Raw genomic sequence first — 17,829 nt, 5'->3', positions numbered from 1 at the left:
TTGCTTGCTCGGTTTGTTTTGCATTGGAAAGTGTTTTACTTTAAATCCACCGCATTTTCACCGGCAATACGTCCAAACGTAAAGATATCAATTAAAGCGTTCCCTCCGAGACGATTCCCGGCATGTATCCCGCCAGCAACTTCGCCAGCAGCATATAACCCAGGAATAACATCTCCATCCTTATTAATGACATGAGCTTCTGTGTCAATTTTCAGCCCGCCCATTGTATGATGGATAGCCGGCTTTCGTGGTGTTGCATAGAAGGGAGCCTTTTCAACTTTTAAATCAAAAGCACTCTTATGAAATTCCGGATCATGACCACGATCGACATATTGATTATACTTCTTAATCGTCTCGATCAGAGCATCGCCAGGCACACCAATTTGATGGGCCAGTTCTTCCAGCGTATCTGCTTGATAGATAACGCCTTCCTGTATTTCACGCTCTATTTTCTCATCAGAAGTGTTGGCCGCTGTCTTACGGATTTCTTCATCGGCAATCATGTAAACTAATCCGCCATGATCTATGAAAGCTTTTGACAACACATCTCTGCTTTCGCATTCGTCAACAAAACGTTGGCCATCCTGATTAACAAACACAAAATTGGCCGGCGGAACAATCAGCCCTGTCAGTAAAGCTCCTGACTTCGGATCAGAAACAGGCATTAGTTGGGCAAAACCCATGCCAACCAAATCAGCGCCAACTTCTTCTCCCATCCGTATCCCGTCACCTGTAATAGCCGGAGAATTTGTTGTTTTAATATCGTCAGGGATATCCTGCCAATAGGTATTGTATTGTTGCAGCATTTTGGTATTGGCGCCAAAACCGCCGGATGTTAAAATGACGGCGTTATTTACATGCAGAATCACTTTTGTTCCATTGGGTTTGCTAGCTTCAACGCCTACTACTTTTCCATCTTCAACGATTAAGTGTTCAGCCTTGGTATCGGTCATGATTCGTCCATTTTTTTCAACTACATTTCTCTGCAATACCTCAATAAATTCAGCACCTTTGGGCCGTTTAGGCTTGTGACTGCGGCGCCATAATGCTCCGACAGGTATGTCAACAACGCTTGTGTTGAAGCCCACTCCTTTATCGGACAACCAGTTCACGGACTCCATGGCGCGATTCGTTAAATTTTCCACCAGATCGTACTGACCGTAAATTGTATTTCCTTTTAAATCTGTTCGTTTCCCACCAAGGTAGGTTTGGATTCGATGCAATTCTACTGAATCAAACAAGTAATTGTGACTTTGTTCTACGTCAGCCAAATAGCTTGCGATTTGTTGCTGCAGCACTTTGAAATCATCTAAATATCGTCCGTTGAACTCAGAATAAGGGGTGTTAGCCAATGCTGCTAAAGTTTCTTTTTCGCCGTCCAGACTTGAAAAAGTTTTTTGCCATTCAGGTTGCGCAGCATTCACCCAACCGCCGGTACGAACCGTATTTCCACCAATGGCCGGAAATTTCTCCAGCAAAATGACAGACTTCCCCTTGTCTAAGGCCGAAACCGCTGCACTTAATCCAGCACCTCCTCCGCCGACAACAACAATATCTACTGTTTCTTCGATGACTTTATTTGACCATTCTACAGTGGCTTTGGGCCGATAACGCAGTGCCTCTGAATTTCCGCCAGCTGCATCTATTGCTTCAGCAACCCCATCAATCACCCCTTGGCTGGTTACGGTAGCCCCGGAAATCACATCCACATTTAACGTTTGACCATCAATAATTAATTGCGGCAATCGTTCAAAAGCAGGGTTCGCAATTCCTTCCGATTCTTGGCGATCATCCACCACGATACTCATGATTTTATCTTCGGAAAAAGTCACTTCCATTGGTAAATTGCCATTGTGTCCCCGAGCCGATACAAAATAAGTACCTGGAACAAAACTAACTTTAATATTTTGTAATTCTTTCATGCGTGCGAGTTTTCGCTCTTCTTCTTGACGGTCAATAATCAGTGAATCCATAACATCCCATAGCGGTGCCGGGATTTTCAATTTGTCCCGCTCGTCAATGTCAGCAAGAACCTTACATTCTTCGTTATTTTTAACTTTCGTGGCCCATGTAGGTTCAACTAAATAGGCCTTGCCAACACTGACGATGTCATATCCGTCTTCCAAAGCCTTTTCCGCATCGGCCTTTTGTCGAATGCTTCCAACTCCGATAATAGGTACTTTTGCCAGATCTGCTGCTTGTTGTTTACGATATTTATGAATTAATAATTCTTTGTCTTCTGTATCTACAATAGATGATCTTTGCCAGTTATTCATAGAGAAATGGAAATAATCAGGAGTATAGGCTGCTAAGGTATTTAATAGATACATTGTATCTTCAAAGCGAATACCCGGTTCTTCAATTTCTTCGGGCGAAAAACGATACCCAATAATAAAATCGTCAACACGCATTTCTTTTACTACTTTTTGAACCTCTTCCAATACAGCGATCGGAAATGCCGTGCGTTTTTCACGACTACTGCCCCACTTATCCTGACGACGATTGGAATGTGGCGAAAAGAATTGCTGGATTAAGTAAGTGTTTGCTCCATGGATCTCCACACCATCAAATCCGGCCATGATCGCCCGTTTCGTTGCAGCTCCAAAACGATAGATCATCTCCTCTACATCTTCAGCCGACATTTCTAACGGAGTAACCGCTCCATCGCGCAGCGCCGCTACCGAACTTGCGGAAATAGGCTGGGCTCCACCATTAAGTTCTGGACTCCCCATTCGGCCTGCATGATAAATTTGCAGGATAGCCTTGGATCCTTTTTCCTGAATCGCACTCGAAAGCTTACTTAATCCTTCGATTTTAGCATCGGTATCAACGCCTAGGGCTCCGTGAAAACCACGCCCATGATTCTCAACAAACGCACTTTCTACAATGATTGCCGCCACATCCCCCGAGCGTAGAGCGTAATACTCTATCATTTCATTTGTCACTCGACCATCATAAAACGCCGATTGAATCGTCATTGGTGCCATGACTATACGATTCTTTAAAACAGCTCCGGAATGTAGCGTTAGTGGGCTAAACAAATTGTTCATGAATAATCCTCCTCAAAATAGTTTGTACATTATTTTAAAAGCTTAAATTGTGAATTATTTCACCTGAGATTTTAAAAAAATAATATTCAATCTTTTCATGTTGGACCATTCAAATTCACCATTACGACCGAACAATCTATCCTTCTGGATACACTTAAAACGTCGCAGTCATGAAATAATCCTCTCCTTTGTATGAAATTGCTTCAACTCATTTATACAAAATTTATTCTGACTGGTCAACTTTTCTTATGGATGATTAACGAATCATAATCCTATGTGGTCAGGAAAAAAGAGCTAAGAAATAAGTTTTTCTTAACTCTGGATCATGTCATTTATGCCTTAGGCCAGTCATTAAAATTCAAAATTTTTGAATTAAAATGATTCCTCCAATCACCAAAAGCGCTCCTAATAATCGAGGAAAGCTCAACGTATGCGTATGTGCACCAATTAAACCAAAGTGATCAATTAAAATGGAGGCCACTACTTGTCCTGCCAGAATATATCCAACTGTGGCAGCCGCGCCTATTCTAGGCATAAGTATAGTGGTTGCCAGCACATAGGAAGCGCCCAACAATCCCCCTGTCCACATCCACCAAGGTGCTTCAAACCATTCTTTCTTAATATAAATTCCTTTTCCAAATAACGATACGATGATTAAAGCCACGGCCCCAACCATAAATGAAATGGCAGAAGCTATAATTGGCGAGCCCACTACGGTTCTTAATTGCGCATTAACGCTAAATTGGGTGGGGAGAGCCATCCCTGCTAATATTGCAAATAACATTAATAGAATAGCCATACAAAATTTATCTCCTTTTAAAAATTAAATAGTATCTTTTTCTTATACAATAATTATTTCGACTGGTCAATATTATTTTGGCGCAATGAAGCGAACATGATGAATGTTCGAAAGTTTGTGATATACTGGATTATATTCAATACAGGAGTTTCTGGAGGTCATATGGTTCGCTATAAAAAATCTGAAGAAAAACAAAAACTGGTCCTGTATGCTGCCTTTCAAGCGGTTTCTGAGCTTGGCTTCGATTCCGTAACGCTTCAGGTTATCGCTGATTATGCGAAGGTGAGTAAGGGAGTTGTTCATTATTATTTCGAGAGTAAAGAAACGGTTCTTATTGAACTGTTGAAATGGCTGACAATGAAAATCTATGAAAAGGAATGCGCTGCTATAAAGCTTGAAGAATCCGCCGTCAAGAAGCTTCATGCGTATATCAGCTCTGTATTTGTTTCTCCCGAGAAGAACCGCACATTTTATCGGGTATATTTGGACTTTCTAGCCAAAGCAAGCCGAAATCCGGTTTACCGTGAAATCAATCAACAGTTTTATGATAATTGCAACGCTATTGGGAAGGAAATTATCCAGTTGGGGCAAAAAGAAGGGATTTTTGCTTTAAATCTTTCCGCTGAGCAGACAGCTCCGCAGATTCGCGCAGTTATTGACGGCTACCTGATCCAATGGCTAATGATGGATCGGGATGATCTTCATGAGTTCTATCGGGAAGCATGTTTGCAGACAGTCATGAGCATGCTGAATAATTCCGGCTTCTTCGAACCAAAGAAGTAACCCCCCTTGAGCCTCCCTCTCATACGGAGCAACCCGAGGTAGAAAACTCAATCACAGAAGAACAAACACTTTAAAACGCTCGAACCTTTTAGGTCGAAAAGGGCGTTTTTCTTTTTATCCGCTTTGAACAGTACCTATAAAAGTTCAGAATTCCGTAGTATTTTAAAGCTTACTACACCCCAAAAAAGGTTGACCGGGCAGAATAATTATTGTATAAAATGAGCGTTGGATGATTTTGTATAAGGTACACTATCTTATTGCCCTTATTTCAATATCATTTTACTGAAAAATTCATTTTTCAAACATTATTTTAGGGAGTGAGTAATATGAGCGATAGATTAGGAAAAACTGGTGCATTCTCGGAATTAATGGAAATTCGTTCTGGTAATAAGCTTGACCAAAACGAGGTTAACTTTACTGGTAAAGATCCGTTGTTTAGATCACCCTTTCGTATGGGCGAGACGTTGGCCGACGTCTTAGCGGCAAGAGCCGTTGCCGTTAATGATCTGTGGCAACTGCGCACTGGCCGGCGGCAAACTATCAATGTCGATGTGAGGGCTGCTGCTGCAACATGTCTCGGCGGCGAAGACATGACGCTCAAGCGTGATGAGAACGGACAGTATCGGCCTGTCCCAATCTCGGAAGCTATGGAACGTATGGTGGCGTTAACCCAGCCTTGGCAGACGGCAGATCATCGCTGGTTTGTGCCGCACTTCAACCTTCCGCATCTTGAGCGTCGGGTCTTGGATGTGTTAAAATGCGAAAATGCGCCGGAGTCCGTTGCTCAGGCCGTACGTCGCTGGAAGGCGGACGACCTTGAAGAGGCGTTGGCAGCCGTAAACGCATGTGGCGGGGTTGTTCGCACTCCGGAAGAATGGCTGGTACATCCTCATGGGGCCTACTTGGCATCGCGTCCCGTAGTAGAGATTACAAAAATTGCTGACAGCGCTCCGGAACCGCTTCCCCCTGGAACTCAGCCACAGCCGTTATCGGGAGTGAGAGTATTGGATTTAACCCGCATTTTGGCTGGCCCGACAGCAGGAATCAGCATGGCTGAGCATGGTGCAGATGTCTTGATGGTCTCCGCTCCCCATCTGCCTCAGGTGCCCTCTTTCGTCCGAGACACCAGTCATGGCAAGCGCAGCTGCTTCCTTGATTTTAACCTTGTTGGTGAAGCGGACCGACTTAGAGATTTGGTTCGGGAATCCGATGTGTTCATTGAGGGGTATCGTCCACATCGCCTTGAAGCCCATGGCTTCGGGGCCGGTGATCTGATGAAGCTGCGCCCGGGTCTGGTATACGTGAGTGTAAACTGTTATGGTTCTGGAGGGCCATTTGCATCGCGCGCCGGCTGGGATCAGATCGCACAAGCGGTGACCGGGATCTGTCATACGCAGGGAATCGCGGAAAAGGCTGGTCAACCCAAGTTGACCCCGGTATACTTGTGTGATTTCCTTACCGGGTTTCTTGCTGGCTTTGGAGCCATGATCGCGTTGGCACGGCGTGCCCGCGAAGGAGGAAGCTATCGGGTGCATGTATCGCTGTGCCAGTCCGCAATGCTCCTACAAAGACAAGGATTGCTGAAAAGCTTCGAGCACGCCCCAGGCCGGCTGTCCGATGCAGAATTTGAATCTTATGCGGTATGCGACAATAATACGATTTACGGCGATCTGAAGAGTTTGGGCCCGGTAATCCGGATGTCCGAGACTTCTCCACGGTGGTCTAATACAACGCCCGAGCTTGGCAGCGACAAGGCTGAATGGTTGCCACGATAAAGGCACCTTCCCCACTGAAAGTGAAAATAACGGTGGCTTGCTGCAGGATTTTGTCCTGCAGCAGCCGCCAAATCTTACCTTTGGTTTTCAATTTGTGCCTTAAATAGGCTAACCTCCTTCACCGCTTTTAAGTAGTGGAGGAGGTTTTTTACTTAATAAGCACAGATTCAAAACATCTTTTATTGATCATACCGGGTGAGATCGAAGCGACGAACAGCTAGAATGAACTCCAAAACCAATTGTTGTCCGCAATCCTTATTGAGTTTGCCGTCTTGTCTTGAATACTTGTTGATTAACGGTTCGTAACGCTCGATCAACTCAGCCTCTGCCTGTCTATCTCCACTTTGAGCTAGCTGAATCCAATCAATTACTTCACGCTTAATCCAGCGATCTAGAGCCGAGGCTGTGAGGCCATATTCCTCCACCAAATCTGCTCTGGACTTTCCGTTCTCGTATAATTGCACCATTTGCTTCTTACATGTGCGTATTCCTCTAACGAAAGTGCACACTTAGGAGTTTCCAGTTGTACATCCACTCTAGTAGGCATCTACACCAATAATCATTCAGAAGATCGGTTTTTTAAGTAGACGTTTATTCATTTTGCCTTAATTCTCTCTTTATTATAATCCTGTTTTCTCTATTTATCTGATTCAACTGTAGTATGATTTATTTGACTATAACTAGGGGGAACATTCAGGAGTTTAAAAGAGACGTTGCCTTACTAAATAACGAAGACTGCTCGTCGTCTATTTTCGGCCGAGCAGTTTTTTTATTTCTTAGCTCTTAATTGTTATATTCGATCGGACTTTTTTAGAGTTTATCTCTCAAGTGTATTTCAATGTTTGTGCTTTGAAAATTATATGAATTTACTTATATATTGAAGAAACTCCTCAATTTCACCTAAAGAATAATTGTGGCGTCAGCTCAGGACAAGAGCTTGCTCCCATAAAACAAACAGCCGCTAATTTAGCGACTTTGAATGCGACTATATTCTTGTCCTTCGATAATTGTTGAAGAATTATCGGATTTGATAACCACCGAGGTGGCCCATTTATTCGAGTTGACGACAATTCATTCCCCCTGTTGATCAGCAAGCAGAAAATGCATTCATTATCATACAAAACATGCTGAATTCTACAAACCAAGAGTTGATTACTCTCAAATATAAATAATTGAACGACAATAAACATGAATCCTATGTTATCATGCCTAGACTCGGATTACTCTTACTTCATGGTTGTTTAGCTTGCAGCACAGACAGATGATAGCTTTATTGAATGGCACGTACAAGGTATATCAAGCGGCGAGGTGTATATCGTACGTTACTTAGCTGCGGAACCTTGTGCCAGCGGTTAAAAAGACTGAAGATATGGAAGACAACAGGGACGTTTCTTATTGTATAAATGTTTGAAATCTTCAATTCGCCTATCCGCTTCTCAATACTTCCGATGATGTCCTGAGATTACAGATTTTTCACTTTCTGCCGTGAACGATCAAGCCTGTGATTTAAGGGATGCTCCTATGATAGTCGCTGCTCGTTCGTGAAATGATTCAATAACCCGGATTGATTCTTCAGGAATGAGATAATATTCTTGTCAAAATCGGAAATGGGATAAAGTTCTTGTCATTTGGTTTTGACAAGAACTTTATCCCATAAAATAAAAAAGCCGCGATTTTCGCAGCAATTAATGAGATAATGTTCTTATCACCCGACATATTTGTACATTGACACAAAGTTCCCTACTTTAGCAGTTTAATCGTACTATTAGTGACTTAGTTCTTTTTCTCCAAGGGAATGAGGTAATTTTATCTTATTTATCAAACCAAGTAGGCAACTTTGTGTCATTTACTCATCACTTATCCATATTATTAACCGCGTTTCGCATTTCTTCATCTGTTAAATGTGTATAGATCATAGTCGTTTGTATTGAGAATGTTTCAAAATCCTCTTCTCTGAGAATTTTTCCTTCGATACGGTTCGCAATGGTCTCCTGACTTTCTTTGACTGCATTTAAATCCATTTTGCTCCATAACATTACGCTGGATATAGGGCTTTAGATCACTTGTTTCAGCTTTGTTTTGTAAGTAGTCAAATAAGGATTTTAGGATGCTCATGGTCTGATGATACATTGTACCGATCGGGAGCTTGCGAGTCTCCTTATGCCGAACATACAGCTCGATGACGGCAATCGCCCGCAGCAAGGTCCACGGAATTCGAGCAGGAAGCGGTGCTTCTTCGTCTTTCTTCCTCATGAATAACAAACATCATATCCTCCCTCCGGCCGGATCGGCCAAGCCGTTGCACAAAGCTGGATGTACTGTAAGGAGCGCCAAGCTGGACAATTCGCTCCAATTCACCTAAATCAATGCCTACTCCAATGTTAGCGTTGCGGCAGCTACAGCAGGTCCCGGACCGCTTTTCAGTGCGTTCTCCGTCTCCTCTCGAAGCATTGCCGATATACTCCCGTGATGGACATAGAACACATCTGGTTGATGGCGTCGCGCAGCGATCCTTCTCATTTCCAGGGTAGTCATTTCTGCATCTGGGCGGCTATTTGTGAAGATCAGGGCTTTTTTGAGGTGGGTGCTCTCGTAAATGTGATTATAGTAAGCTTTTTTGGCATTTTGCAGTTGCTCTGCCTGTTCCTCATCACGGGCATCCGGGAATGAAAAATGATCCACCCGTAGCCGAAGCTTGCGGCCAGCTGAAGAGGACACGACTTCCACTGCTTGCGGGCTTCCAGCCCCAAGCCATGCTTTGACTGAAACATAATTATGGTCCATACGCCCACGGCCAGTTATATTTTTCCACATAACTTGGAACATTTCATATATATAGAAGGGTTCTTCAAAACTGATCGTTCTTTCGTTGTGAGGAAGAACGTTGAGTCGTATGACGAAAAATGGAATCAACTGACCTTTAGAAGATCAAATAAATAAGTTAATGTAGCAGCCCAATATAAAAGATTACTTAAAACGTATATTAGGAAATTGCTACATGAATAAGGACAGTCCCAGCACATTTAGGGACTGTCTTTTTTTGACCCCTGAATCGCCTTTGGCATACAAAAATCGCCGTTTTTCCCCTCGCACCGCGCTGGCGCCGCGTTTTACGCCCCTTTTTGCCTCCAAAGAAAAATCGCCGAAAAAAGAATCGTCCCACTTCCGCTCAAGACGATTCTCCAGCTCCCTTTTCCAGCTATTTATTATGTAAATGCCATTGAGCATAATTTGATGATCGTTCCCCCGACAAAAATCGCCGAACCTCCTCGATGGATATCCCCGCCTCCTTGGCTATAGCGAGCAGAACCACCCATTCAGGATCGATTTCCCCAGGGGACCGATCACGAACAATAACCTGGGCGGACTTTTCCAACAGCAATCCCCTCCTAAGATCATTATTTGGGCTTGTCCCGGGTAGACCAGCCATCCTAGTATCTCTACCTTAGATCTGGGACTTTGTGCCCCTGCTTTCCGGGCAGGTTTACCCTTTGCTGGTGCTATAGTTTGCCAATGGATAACGGGCTTTCAGCCAGAAAGCTTCCTTGGTTCTTATTATAATGTCCCCGATATGAAAAGTATGTCGCTCCACGTAGACCAAACAAGCAGATTTCGTGGGAAAAGTTAGCGTATTTTGTTTATAGGTTACATTCCTTGTCAATTACAGTAAAAAATTTGATGCAAGCCACAAAACAAGATTTTGTTCTTAAAAAAGAACGAAATTCATAGAAAATAAATGTAAACGGCCAAAATATCAAGGAAATTCAAGATTTTCGTTCTTTATTGAGAATTTTCTAATGATTTTCCGGTTTTCCTTTCTTCTAGGATTTCGTGTATATTCAAGTCGCGGAATTCATTCTTAATAACGAACACGTCAACGAACAGACGAAACCCTGCTTAGAAAGGAGGAACCTTTTCTGCGAAGATCCCGGACTGACGTGATCCGCAAACTGCGCAAAAAACGAAAGAAACAAACTATGGTTAAATTGCTGCAATCCGGATTGATCCTTTCTACCTTGCTATTGTGGACCTCCCAGCAAGTCGGCACCACCTTCGGAGGATTCACCAGCGTACGCGAGGATAATTTGGAAATTAAGGCTTGCCGGGTATTCCCCAGCCAAATCGAAAGCCAACTTTCGCTGTTGGCTGAGCACCTCGAACGGGCCGCTTCATTAAAAGGAAGATTGATGGGCGCAAGCGGATTCGAGGTCAGCAGCCGGTCGGAGGCGGACGGGGCCGACCTGTCAGAGCGAATCGGTGAATTGAACGCCATGATTCAGCAGTTGGAGCAGCAAAAGGCCTTGAATCAGTCCATTTGGCAGGAACTGCTTCAGGAACTTGCCGCCTCCTCCGCGCTGATTCATGAACTGCTAACCTCGCTGAACGAGCTGGAGCCGAATTGCGCCAATCTGTCGCAAACGACGCTGCTGGACCGCATCACCGACCTTTTGAAGCGGCACGGATTGCTTTCCGATCCGCTAAGCGGGACGCTGCAAGAGATCCTGAACTACTTGCGTTCCGTCCATCAATTAGGATTGATGACGTCCGACAGCTTTGAGGCCGATAGCTATGCAGCCTTTGCCTTCGCCCAACCTTTCGATGGCCGGATCGCTGTCGATGGAGACCCCGTCGGAGGAGAGCTGCTCGCTTACTTTGAAAGCGTGCAGGCCTCCCTGCAGTCGGCCATAGCAGGTATGACCGCCAACATCTCCAGTCTGGAGGCGCAGAGAGCGCAGCTGTTGACGGAGACGAAAGCGCAGCGGCTGGCGAAAATCGAACGGCTGAAGAAGCTGCAGAAAGAGCAAGCCGGAGAGGATGAAACGGCAGCCCCGGACGAGACCGAGAACCCGGACGACGGCAAAACGCCTCCGCTGGGAGACGAACAACCGGCAAAGGGTGAAACGCCTGCCGATGGGGAGACCCCGACGGTTGGCGAGACGGGCGGCGGGGATGTACGGACTCCTGCGGATGGCGACGACGACGCGGGCGAAAATTCCTCCTCCGCTGGAGATTCCGCCGATGCCGATGCCGCCCCCTCTTCCGCAAATGATCCGAAAGGCGGTGAATGAGTTTTGCGGATTCGAAAATGGTTGGGAAATGCGCTGACGTTTCTGATGGCGGCTGTCTTTATTACCGTGGCCGGCTCCGTCGTCATGTCGAAAATGTCCGGCAGCGAACCGAATTTCTACGGTTATCAGTTGAAAACGGTATTGTCCGGCTCGATGGAGCCCTCCATACTTACCGGTTCCATCGTGGCCATTAAGCCCGGAGGCGACATGACCCGATTTACCGCAGGCGATGTCATCACCTTCCGGGCGGACGAAAAGAAGCTGATTACCCACCGCATCGTCGAAGTAACCCACAATAAGCTAACCGGTCAGCTCCTTTACCGGACCAAGGGAGACAACAACGATGCCGCCGACCTGGAGCCGGTTGATCCGGCCAATGTCACCGGTGTTTACACCGGCTTTACCGTCCCTTACGTAGGATACGTTCTCAACTTCGCCGGAACGAAATTGGGGAACGTCACACTGTTGATCATCCCGGGGGTCCTTTTGTTCCTGTATGCCTTAGCGTCCTTATGGAAAGCCATTTCGGCGCTGGAAGACAAGAAGTCGGACACGAACGTATCCCAACCGGACACCAAGGCCCCATAACACACTAAATCGCTTGCTTCTAACTTTCGGTTGTTCTCCTTATGACTTCATAAGGGTGCAATATAAAAAAATCATTTAAAATTAGGGAGGTATTTTGTATGGGGATCAAAAAGACTTTGGGTATTGGAGTAGCCGCCGCAGCGCTTGGATTGACTTTGATCGGCGGAGGCACGTTCGCTTACTTTAGCGATTCCGTGGAAACGACCGGCACGTTCGCCGCAGGCACCTTGGATCTCAACGCCGATCCGACGGCGATCATTGACGTGGGCACCCTCAAACCGGGGGATTTCGCAATCCGCACGTTCAAACTGAAAAACGACGGTACGCTCGACATCGCCAAGGTATTGCTGAAAACGACTTATACGGTTACGAATAAGCCGGGCGCCCCTGAAAACGTGGATGACTTCGGCAAACATGTCATCGTTAAATTTTTGAAGAACATCGACAAAAATGAAACCGTCATTTACCAAACCTCGCTGTATGATCTGCAAAATCTAGCCCCTGACGCCGTGGATAACAAATGGGTGGCCTGGTTCGAAGAGCACGGGGGCCTGAAAGCCGGAGATACCGACGACCTGATCGTCAAGTTCGAATTCAAGGATAACGGTCAGGATCAAAACGAGTTCCAAGGTGACGCTTTGAACCTGAAATGGACATTCGAAGCGAAGCAAGGCGCAGGAGAAGCCAAATAAGTCAGCCGTCAAACCGAAGCAGAACACCTTACCCCGGTCCTGGGTTAAGGTGTTCTTTACTTAACGAAATTCCGACTTTACGCCTTTGTCCTATCACGTATATTTTGATATAATGACATCAAATTATTCTGATAGAAGGGCGATCGCTACATGGCAGAACGTATTGGCGACCGCATCCAAAAAATCCGCCAGGATCGGGGGTATTCCTTGTCCGAGCTTGCGGATAAAGCGGATGTGGCAAAATCCTACCTGAGCAATGTCGAACGAAATATTCAATCGAATCCTTCCATTTCCTTCATCGAGAAAATTGCCGATGCTTTAAACGTTTCGATCCACCTGCTCTTGTACGGCGACCGCCCTGCGGAGGACCTGCTTGACCCGGAATGGTGGGAGCTGGTGCAGGAAGCAATGGCTTCGGGCGTCAGCAAAAAAGAGTTCAAGGACTTCCTCGAATACAAGAAGTGGAAAATGGGACAAAAGGAATAACGGCCAGCGCAAAAAAAAGCGCGAGCCGACAGGGATATCTCCCCTGTCGGCTCGCGCTTTTGGGTTGCCTTAAACCATTTTGTATCCGGCCTGCCGCTGCTTGTGGATCGTCCATCCGCTCAGAATGGCTCCGCCCAGCCTACTCCATTAATGAACTCATAGATATGCAGAAAAATATAGGATAGGTCTGTCTCCGGGTATCGCATGTTTCTGACTTCGGTTCTCCAGTAAAAATACCATTAATAGTTCTCGCTACACTTGGAACGATGATTTCAATCTTTTGTTTGTGCCTTACATCTGAGTTATGTTTTAGAATCGTTCTAGGAATACTATTTTGCAACATCATTTCTATTTTAGTCCAATTTGGAACACTAATTTGTTCAGCTCCATGTACCGCTATTTTAAGCCATTCGTAAAAATAGTTGAGACATAGCTCAGATATCACTCGATTTATTACCTAGTGAAACATTTCCCTGTTGTCGTATATATAGAGATTTGTATCGGCAAAAAGCTTAGTTTTGTAGTCTTTAATGATACTCTCTATTGAATGATTTGACATACTGCAAGTCTGTTAGGTACTTATTTTTTGTCATTCTAATCCCCTTGCTAGGTACATTTTCAACAAGCTACTTATAAGGAAAGTCAGTTCAAATAGCACTGACTCCCCTTCTTACGTTGTTAAATCACTTATTTCTGGAAGTATTGTGCTCCATTTTTTGCAATAACTTCTTTGTACCAATGAAAACTTTTCTTTTTAATTCTTCTAAGCGTGCCAGAACCATCATTATTTCTGTCGACATAAATGTAACCATAACGTTTCTTCATTTCACCGGTACCGTTGCTTACGAGATCTATTGGCCCCCAACTTGTATATCCCATAATGTCTATACCGTCTTGAATAGCCTCAGCAATCTCGGCAAAATGGCGATCTAAATAATCAATACGATAGTCATCCTCTACCGTGTTATTGACCAAGAGAATATCTTGGGCACCAAGACCATTTTCAACGATAAATAGTGGTTTGTTATATCGGTCGTATAACTGATTACAAGTAATACGCATTCCTTTAGGGTCAATGGTCCATCCCCACTCAGAAGTTTCTAGATAAGGATTGATGACGGAACCAAAAACATTACCGTCTGTGAAATTTTTTAAAATTTCTGGATCAGCACTGGTACAACGGCTGGAGTAATAGCTGAAGCCGATGTAATCAACGGTATGCTTCCTCAACAACTCCAAATCTTCAGGTTCGAGCTGCAATTCGATACCATTCTCAATGAAAAAACGTTTGGCATATCCTGGATACTCCCCTTTGGACTGCACATCAATCAGAAAGTATGAATCGCGCTCCATTTTCATTACTTCCCAATAATCTTCCGGATTGCTGCTGTAAGGATACGCATTTCCAGCAGCCAACATACATCCAATCATTGCGTCAGGTATCATTTCATGACAAGCTTTCACGGCGAGCGCACTGGCTACCAGTTCATGATGCGCTGCTTGGTACAGTACCTGTTGCTTGTCCTCACCTTCTTCAAACACGATACCTGCTCCGGTATAAGGAAGATGCAATAGCATGTTAATTTCGTTAAATGTCATCCAGTATTTCACTTTGTTTTTATAGCGGTCAAACAATATTTTTGCATACCTTTCAAACAGGCTAACCATTTTTCGATTTTTCCAACCACCATAATTTTTAGCCAGGCTCACAGGTAAATCAAAATGACAAATGGTTACGACCGGCTCAATATCGTACTTCAAGAGCTCGTCGAAGACGTCATCATAGAATTTCAATCCAGCTTCATTTGGTTCTAAATCATCCCCATTGGGGAAAATTCGTGCCCAAGAAACGGACATTCTGAAGGACTTGAATCCCATTTCAGCAAAAAGTGCAATGTCTTCTTTGTAGCGATGATAAAAATTGATGGCTTCATGTGAAGGATAAAATTCACCTTCTTCAGGTCCGAATGAATCGAGATTTCCCATAGAGACTTGATTTCGTTTGGGACCCGTTGGCATTAGATCTATTGTCGTAAGACCTTTTCCATCGGCCAAATATGCTCCTTCAATCTGATTTGCTGCAGTCGCTCCTCCCCATAGGAAATTATCAGGAAACTTAGTGATTTTTTTAAACATATTAGAACTCCTCCTAAGTTATATTGCTTCTTGCTCTAACCAAGTACCCTTATTAATTGGTCTTTTTCGTTGACAATAGTGTTTTTCGTCCCCACAATGTCGAGATACGCGGACGTATTAGTCACAATAATCGGTGTCACCGTTTCGTAACCAGCATCCTTGATGGCCTGCAGATCAAACTCTACAATCACATCACATGGGCAAAGGTATAGCGATTCGTCCTACGAGTGGCCGAGTAGTATCGCCCGTCAACGGGATTGTACAAACGATATATCGCACTAAGCATGCCATCGGACTAGTCAGTGATGATGACGTGGAGATACTCATCCATATCGGGCAGGATACCGTACAATTGAAAGGTCAGCATTTCAAAGCTTTTGTTAAGAACGGAGATCGAGTCGATATATGCTCTCCAGCAAAAGTTTCGTCTTTGATTTGTTTGAGTTTAACCACTTCACCAGCCATAGGGCTGGCTATTTCATATTTTTGGTTTAAATTAGATTCCGTTTCCCGTTTTGATTCTTCCGTTGCTGGCGTTTCAATCGGATCTTTGAAACCAACGAAGTATGTCAGGATAAAACCAACAATGAACGCAATTGAAGTCGCTACGAGAGACATATAGAAGCTGAAATCAATGCCCGTCTCTTTGTTTACAAAGTTTGGATAGCCAAATACGCCAAGTCCGCCAAGGATGTAAAACTTCGATCCAGCATATCCTAGAAGCGCCCCACCGATTCCGCCTGCGATACAACTCATGATAAACGGCTTCTTCAAAGGGAGAGTAAGCCCGTAAATTGCAGGCTCAGTTACACCGAAAATGCCGGAAATAAACGCTGGTACGCTAAGAGCTTTGAATTTACGGTTTTTGGTTTTTATTAAAACAGCTAACACAGCACCGATCTGTGCAAAAGAAGCTCCGAACGACAACGACATGATTGGATCTGATCCTAGTGTTCCTATGTTAAGTAACGCTACCGGAATTATACCCCAGTGTAGACCGAACAAAACTAATATTTGCCATAATGAGCCAATAACCAGACCCGTTATGATAGGACTTAATTCGTATATTCCTGTTGCCCCTGCTCCAATCAACCTGTAGAAATCGGACCTATAGCCAGAAAGGTAGTCGGAACGATGACAAGCATGGTAAAGAAAGGAACTAAAAACGTTCTAACCACTTGAGGAATTACTTCCCTCAAGAGTTTTTCTACTTTTACTGCGAAGAACGATGCCAAAATAATGGGTATAACGGAAGAAGAATAACTCATTAAAATCACAGGAATCCCTAAAAATGTGATATGAATTGGTGCTTCAAATAACGTGCCTTCGAACAAAGTGTATAACGGATTTCCCACGGTTAAGCCAGACAAAGTTGGATATACCAGGGCAGCTCCGATGGCCATACCAAGGAACGGTGATCCGCCGAACTTTTTCATTGCGGTGTAACCTAAGAAGATGGGGAAAAAGTAGAACAGACAATCTCCTGCAGCTTTCAACAATTGATAAGTTCCAGATGCTTCAGTAATCCAACCGAAAGAAAGAAACATCTCATTGAAACCTTTAATCATGCCTGTTGCTGCCAATAATCCAAGCAAAGGTTGAAACACACCAGAAATCATGTCGATAAATCGATTGAACATGCTTCCTTTTGGCACTGAATCATCTGTTGTTAGTCAACGGTTGACCAATTCCCGATTCTGCTTATGGCCTTATATACATCAGGCACCTCGTTCCCAATGACAACCTGATATTGGCCCCCACTTTGCATGACCGTAATAACTCCAGATAGACTTTTCAACTCTTCGGTTTTGGCCGCGCTTTCATCTTTTAATTGAAAACGCAATCTTGTGACACAATGGATAACACTGTTTACATTATCAGCACCTCCAACACGAGACAAAATATCCTTGGCCAATTGATCATAATTCATGAATGTTCTCCCTCTCTAGCTAGACTTATCCTGTGAACAAACATAGAAACCCGAACGACTGAACCACGCACTAATCCCCAAAAAACTCCATAAATGTAGTGAGATTCAGCAATCCAGGTTTTGCCCTTCAACGGTTACAATCCTGTAAGGCTGTACAGTGATATTCACTTATGTGACAACCCTAAATTTGTTTAAAAGTTAGCTGAAGATACGTCTTCTCTGGCCAGAGGTGGTATTGCCTGATTGAACAGTTGCAATCCAGTTGATGTACAAGCTTCCTTTGCGGACAATAATAAAACAGCTTTTTTAAAAATTGCAAGCATTTTTTTAGTTTTGGAAATAGGTTAAGACGCTCAAACATGTGAACAGATAACATTTTTTATATGATACATTTTTATCTTAAAAAAATGAGCTGATACGGATGGGAGAAATGAATATTGGATTTTCTTTTTTGTGATCAAGTTATTGACAATGGCCAAAGTTTGCTCTTATACTGATACCGAAACGGAATACTAAAACCT

General features: G+C 44.1%; 14 protein-coding genes, 3 pseudogenes and 1 riboswitch. Of the genes and pseudogenes, 7 read left to right on the top strand and 10 right to left on the bottom strand.

Features of this window, described 5'->3' with window-relative positions:
* Positions 1-35: 35 nt before the first annotated feature.
* Positions 36-3,050 carry a flavocytochrome c gene (locus BAZ21_RS22210; RefSeq protein ID WP_068505102.1) on the bottom strand — a complete coding sequence of 1,005 codons (3,015 nt, stop codon included), beginning with the start codon at positions 3,048-3,050 and terminating at the stop codon, positions 36-38.
* Between the two features lie 358 nt (positions 3,051-3,408).
* Complete coding sequence (locus BAZ21_RS22205) at positions 3,409-3,849, bottom strand: DMT family transporter (RefSeq protein WP_068505101.1); 441 nt, start codon at positions 3,847-3,849, stop codon at positions 3,409-3,411.
* 162 nt (positions 3,850-4,011) lie between these two features.
* Between BAZ21_RS22205 and BAZ21_RS22200 the strand changes: the two genes are divergently transcribed.
* Complete coding sequence (locus BAZ21_RS22200; protein ID WP_068505100.1) at positions 4,012-4,632, top strand: TetR/AcrR family transcriptional regulator; 621 nt, start codon at positions 4,012-4,014, stop codon at positions 4,630-4,632.
* 431 nt (positions 4,633-5,063) lie between these two features.
* The gene (locus tag BAZ21_RS22195; protein WP_256022323.1) at positions 5,064-6,407 is read left to right on the top strand and encodes a CoA transferase; all 1,344 of its coding nucleotides are present in this window, start codon (positions 5,064-5,066) and stop codon (positions 6,405-6,407) included.
* A 179-nt stretch (positions 6,408-6,586) separates the two neighbouring features.
* Here BAZ21_RS22195 and BAZ21_RS30330 read toward each other — a convergent pair whose 3' ends face one another.
* The 3 genes and pseudogenes from BAZ21_RS30330 to BAZ21_RS28180 form a co-directional block, all read right to left on the bottom strand.
* The gene (locus BAZ21_RS30330; RefSeq protein ID WP_373441571.1) at positions 6,587-6,871 is read right to left on the bottom strand and encodes a helix-turn-helix domain-containing protein; all 285 of its coding nucleotides are present in this window, start codon (positions 6,869-6,871) and stop codon (positions 6,587-6,589) included.
* 1,591 nt (positions 6,872-8,462) lie between these two features.
* Positions 8,463-9,182, bottom strand: a pseudogene (locus tag BAZ21_RS29425) (helicase-related protein); the annotation flags it as partial.
* 424 nt (positions 9,183-9,606) lie between these two features.
* Positions 9,607-9,783, bottom strand: a complete 177-nt coding sequence (locus BAZ21_RS28180) for an anti-repressor SinI family protein (RefSeq protein ID WP_084011834.1) — start codon at positions 9,781-9,783, stop codon at positions 9,607-9,609.
* 37 nt (positions 9,784-9,820) lie between these two features.
* Positions 9,821-9,906: riboswitch (cyclic di-GMP riboswitch) on the bottom strand.
* 439 nt (positions 9,907-10,345) lie between these two features.
* Between BAZ21_RS28180 and BAZ21_RS22165 the strand changes: the two genes are divergently transcribed.
* The 4 genes from BAZ21_RS22165 (at position 10,346) to BAZ21_RS22150 (ending at position 13,242) form a co-directional block, all read left to right on the top strand.
* Positions 10,346-11,476, top strand: coding sequence for a hypothetical protein (locus BAZ21_RS22165; RefSeq protein WP_256022322.1), 1,131 nt, complete (start codon positions 10,346-10,348; stop codon positions 11,474-11,476).
* A 3-nt stretch (positions 11,477-11,479) separates the two neighbouring features.
* Entirely contained in the window at positions 11,480-12,064 is a 585-nt protein-coding gene (sipW, locus tag BAZ21_RS22160) for a signal peptidase I SipW (RefSeq protein ID WP_068505095.1), read from the top strand.
* Between the two features lie 98 nt (positions 12,065-12,162).
* Entirely contained in the window at positions 12,163-12,756 is a 594-nt protein-coding gene (locus tag BAZ21_RS22155; RefSeq protein ID WP_068505094.1) for a TasA family protein, read from the top strand.
* Between the two features lie 150 nt (positions 12,757-12,906).
* Positions 12,907-13,242 carry a helix-turn-helix domain-containing protein gene (locus BAZ21_RS22150; RefSeq protein ID WP_068505093.1) on the top strand — a complete coding sequence of 112 codons (336 nt, stop codon included), beginning with the start codon at positions 12,907-12,909 and terminating at the stop codon, positions 13,240-13,242.
* A 119-nt stretch (positions 13,243-13,361) separates the two neighbouring features.
* Here BAZ21_RS22150 and BAZ21_RS30325 read toward each other — a convergent pair.
* Both BAZ21_RS30325 and BAZ21_RS22145 read right to left on the bottom strand, forming a co-directional pair.
* A pseudogene (locus BAZ21_RS30325) lies at positions 13,362-13,469 on the bottom strand (TerB N-terminal domain-containing protein); the annotation flags it as partial.
* A gap of 460 nt (positions 13,470-13,929) precedes the next feature.
* Positions 13,930-15,378: a 6-phospho-beta-glucosidase gene (locus tag BAZ21_RS22145; protein WP_068505092.1), complete on the bottom strand. Its 1,449-nt coding sequence runs from the start codon at positions 15,376-15,378 to the stop codon at positions 13,930-13,932.
* Positions 15,379-15,574: 196 nt separating this feature from the next.
* Between BAZ21_RS22145 and BAZ21_RS28165 the strand changes: the two are divergent.
* Positions 15,575-15,721: pseudogene (locus tag BAZ21_RS28165) on the top strand (PTS glucose transporter subunit IIA); the annotation flags it as partial.
* Positions 15,722-15,738: 17 nt separating this feature from the next.
* On the opposite strand, the gene BAZ21_RS30320 reads toward BAZ21_RS28165, so the two are convergent.
* From BAZ21_RS30320 to BAZ21_RS30310, 3 genes are read right to left on the bottom strand one after another with little or no spacing between them, the layout of a single operon-like run.
* Complete coding sequence (locus tag BAZ21_RS30320; RefSeq protein ID WP_373441570.1) at positions 15,739-16,470, bottom strand: PTS transporter subunit EIIC; 732 nt, start codon at positions 16,468-16,470, stop codon at positions 15,739-15,741.
* Positions 16,467-16,997: a PTS transporter subunit EIIC gene (locus tag BAZ21_RS30315; RefSeq protein ID WP_373441569.1), complete on the bottom strand. Its 531-nt coding sequence runs from the start codon at positions 16,995-16,997 to the stop codon at positions 16,467-16,469. The genes BAZ21_RS30320 and BAZ21_RS30315 overlap by 4 nt, the downstream gene beginning before the upstream one ends.
* Positions 16,998-17,047: 50 nt before the next feature.
* Positions 17,048-17,308 (bottom strand): PTS transporter subunit EIIB, encoded by a 261-nt coding sequence (locus tag BAZ21_RS30310; protein ID WP_373441568.1) that lies wholly within the window; start codon positions 17,306-17,308, stop codon positions 17,048-17,050.
* Between the last annotated feature and the right edge of the window lie 521 nt (positions 17,309-17,829).

It is taken from the genome of Paenibacillus kribbensis, from assembly GCF_001705305.1.
GTDB lineage: Bacteria > Bacillota > Bacilli > Paenibacillales > Paenibacillaceae > Paenibacillus > Paenibacillus kribbensis_B.
Note: the sequence above shows the minus strand (reverse complement) of the source record. Positions and strands in the feature narration are given on the sequence as shown.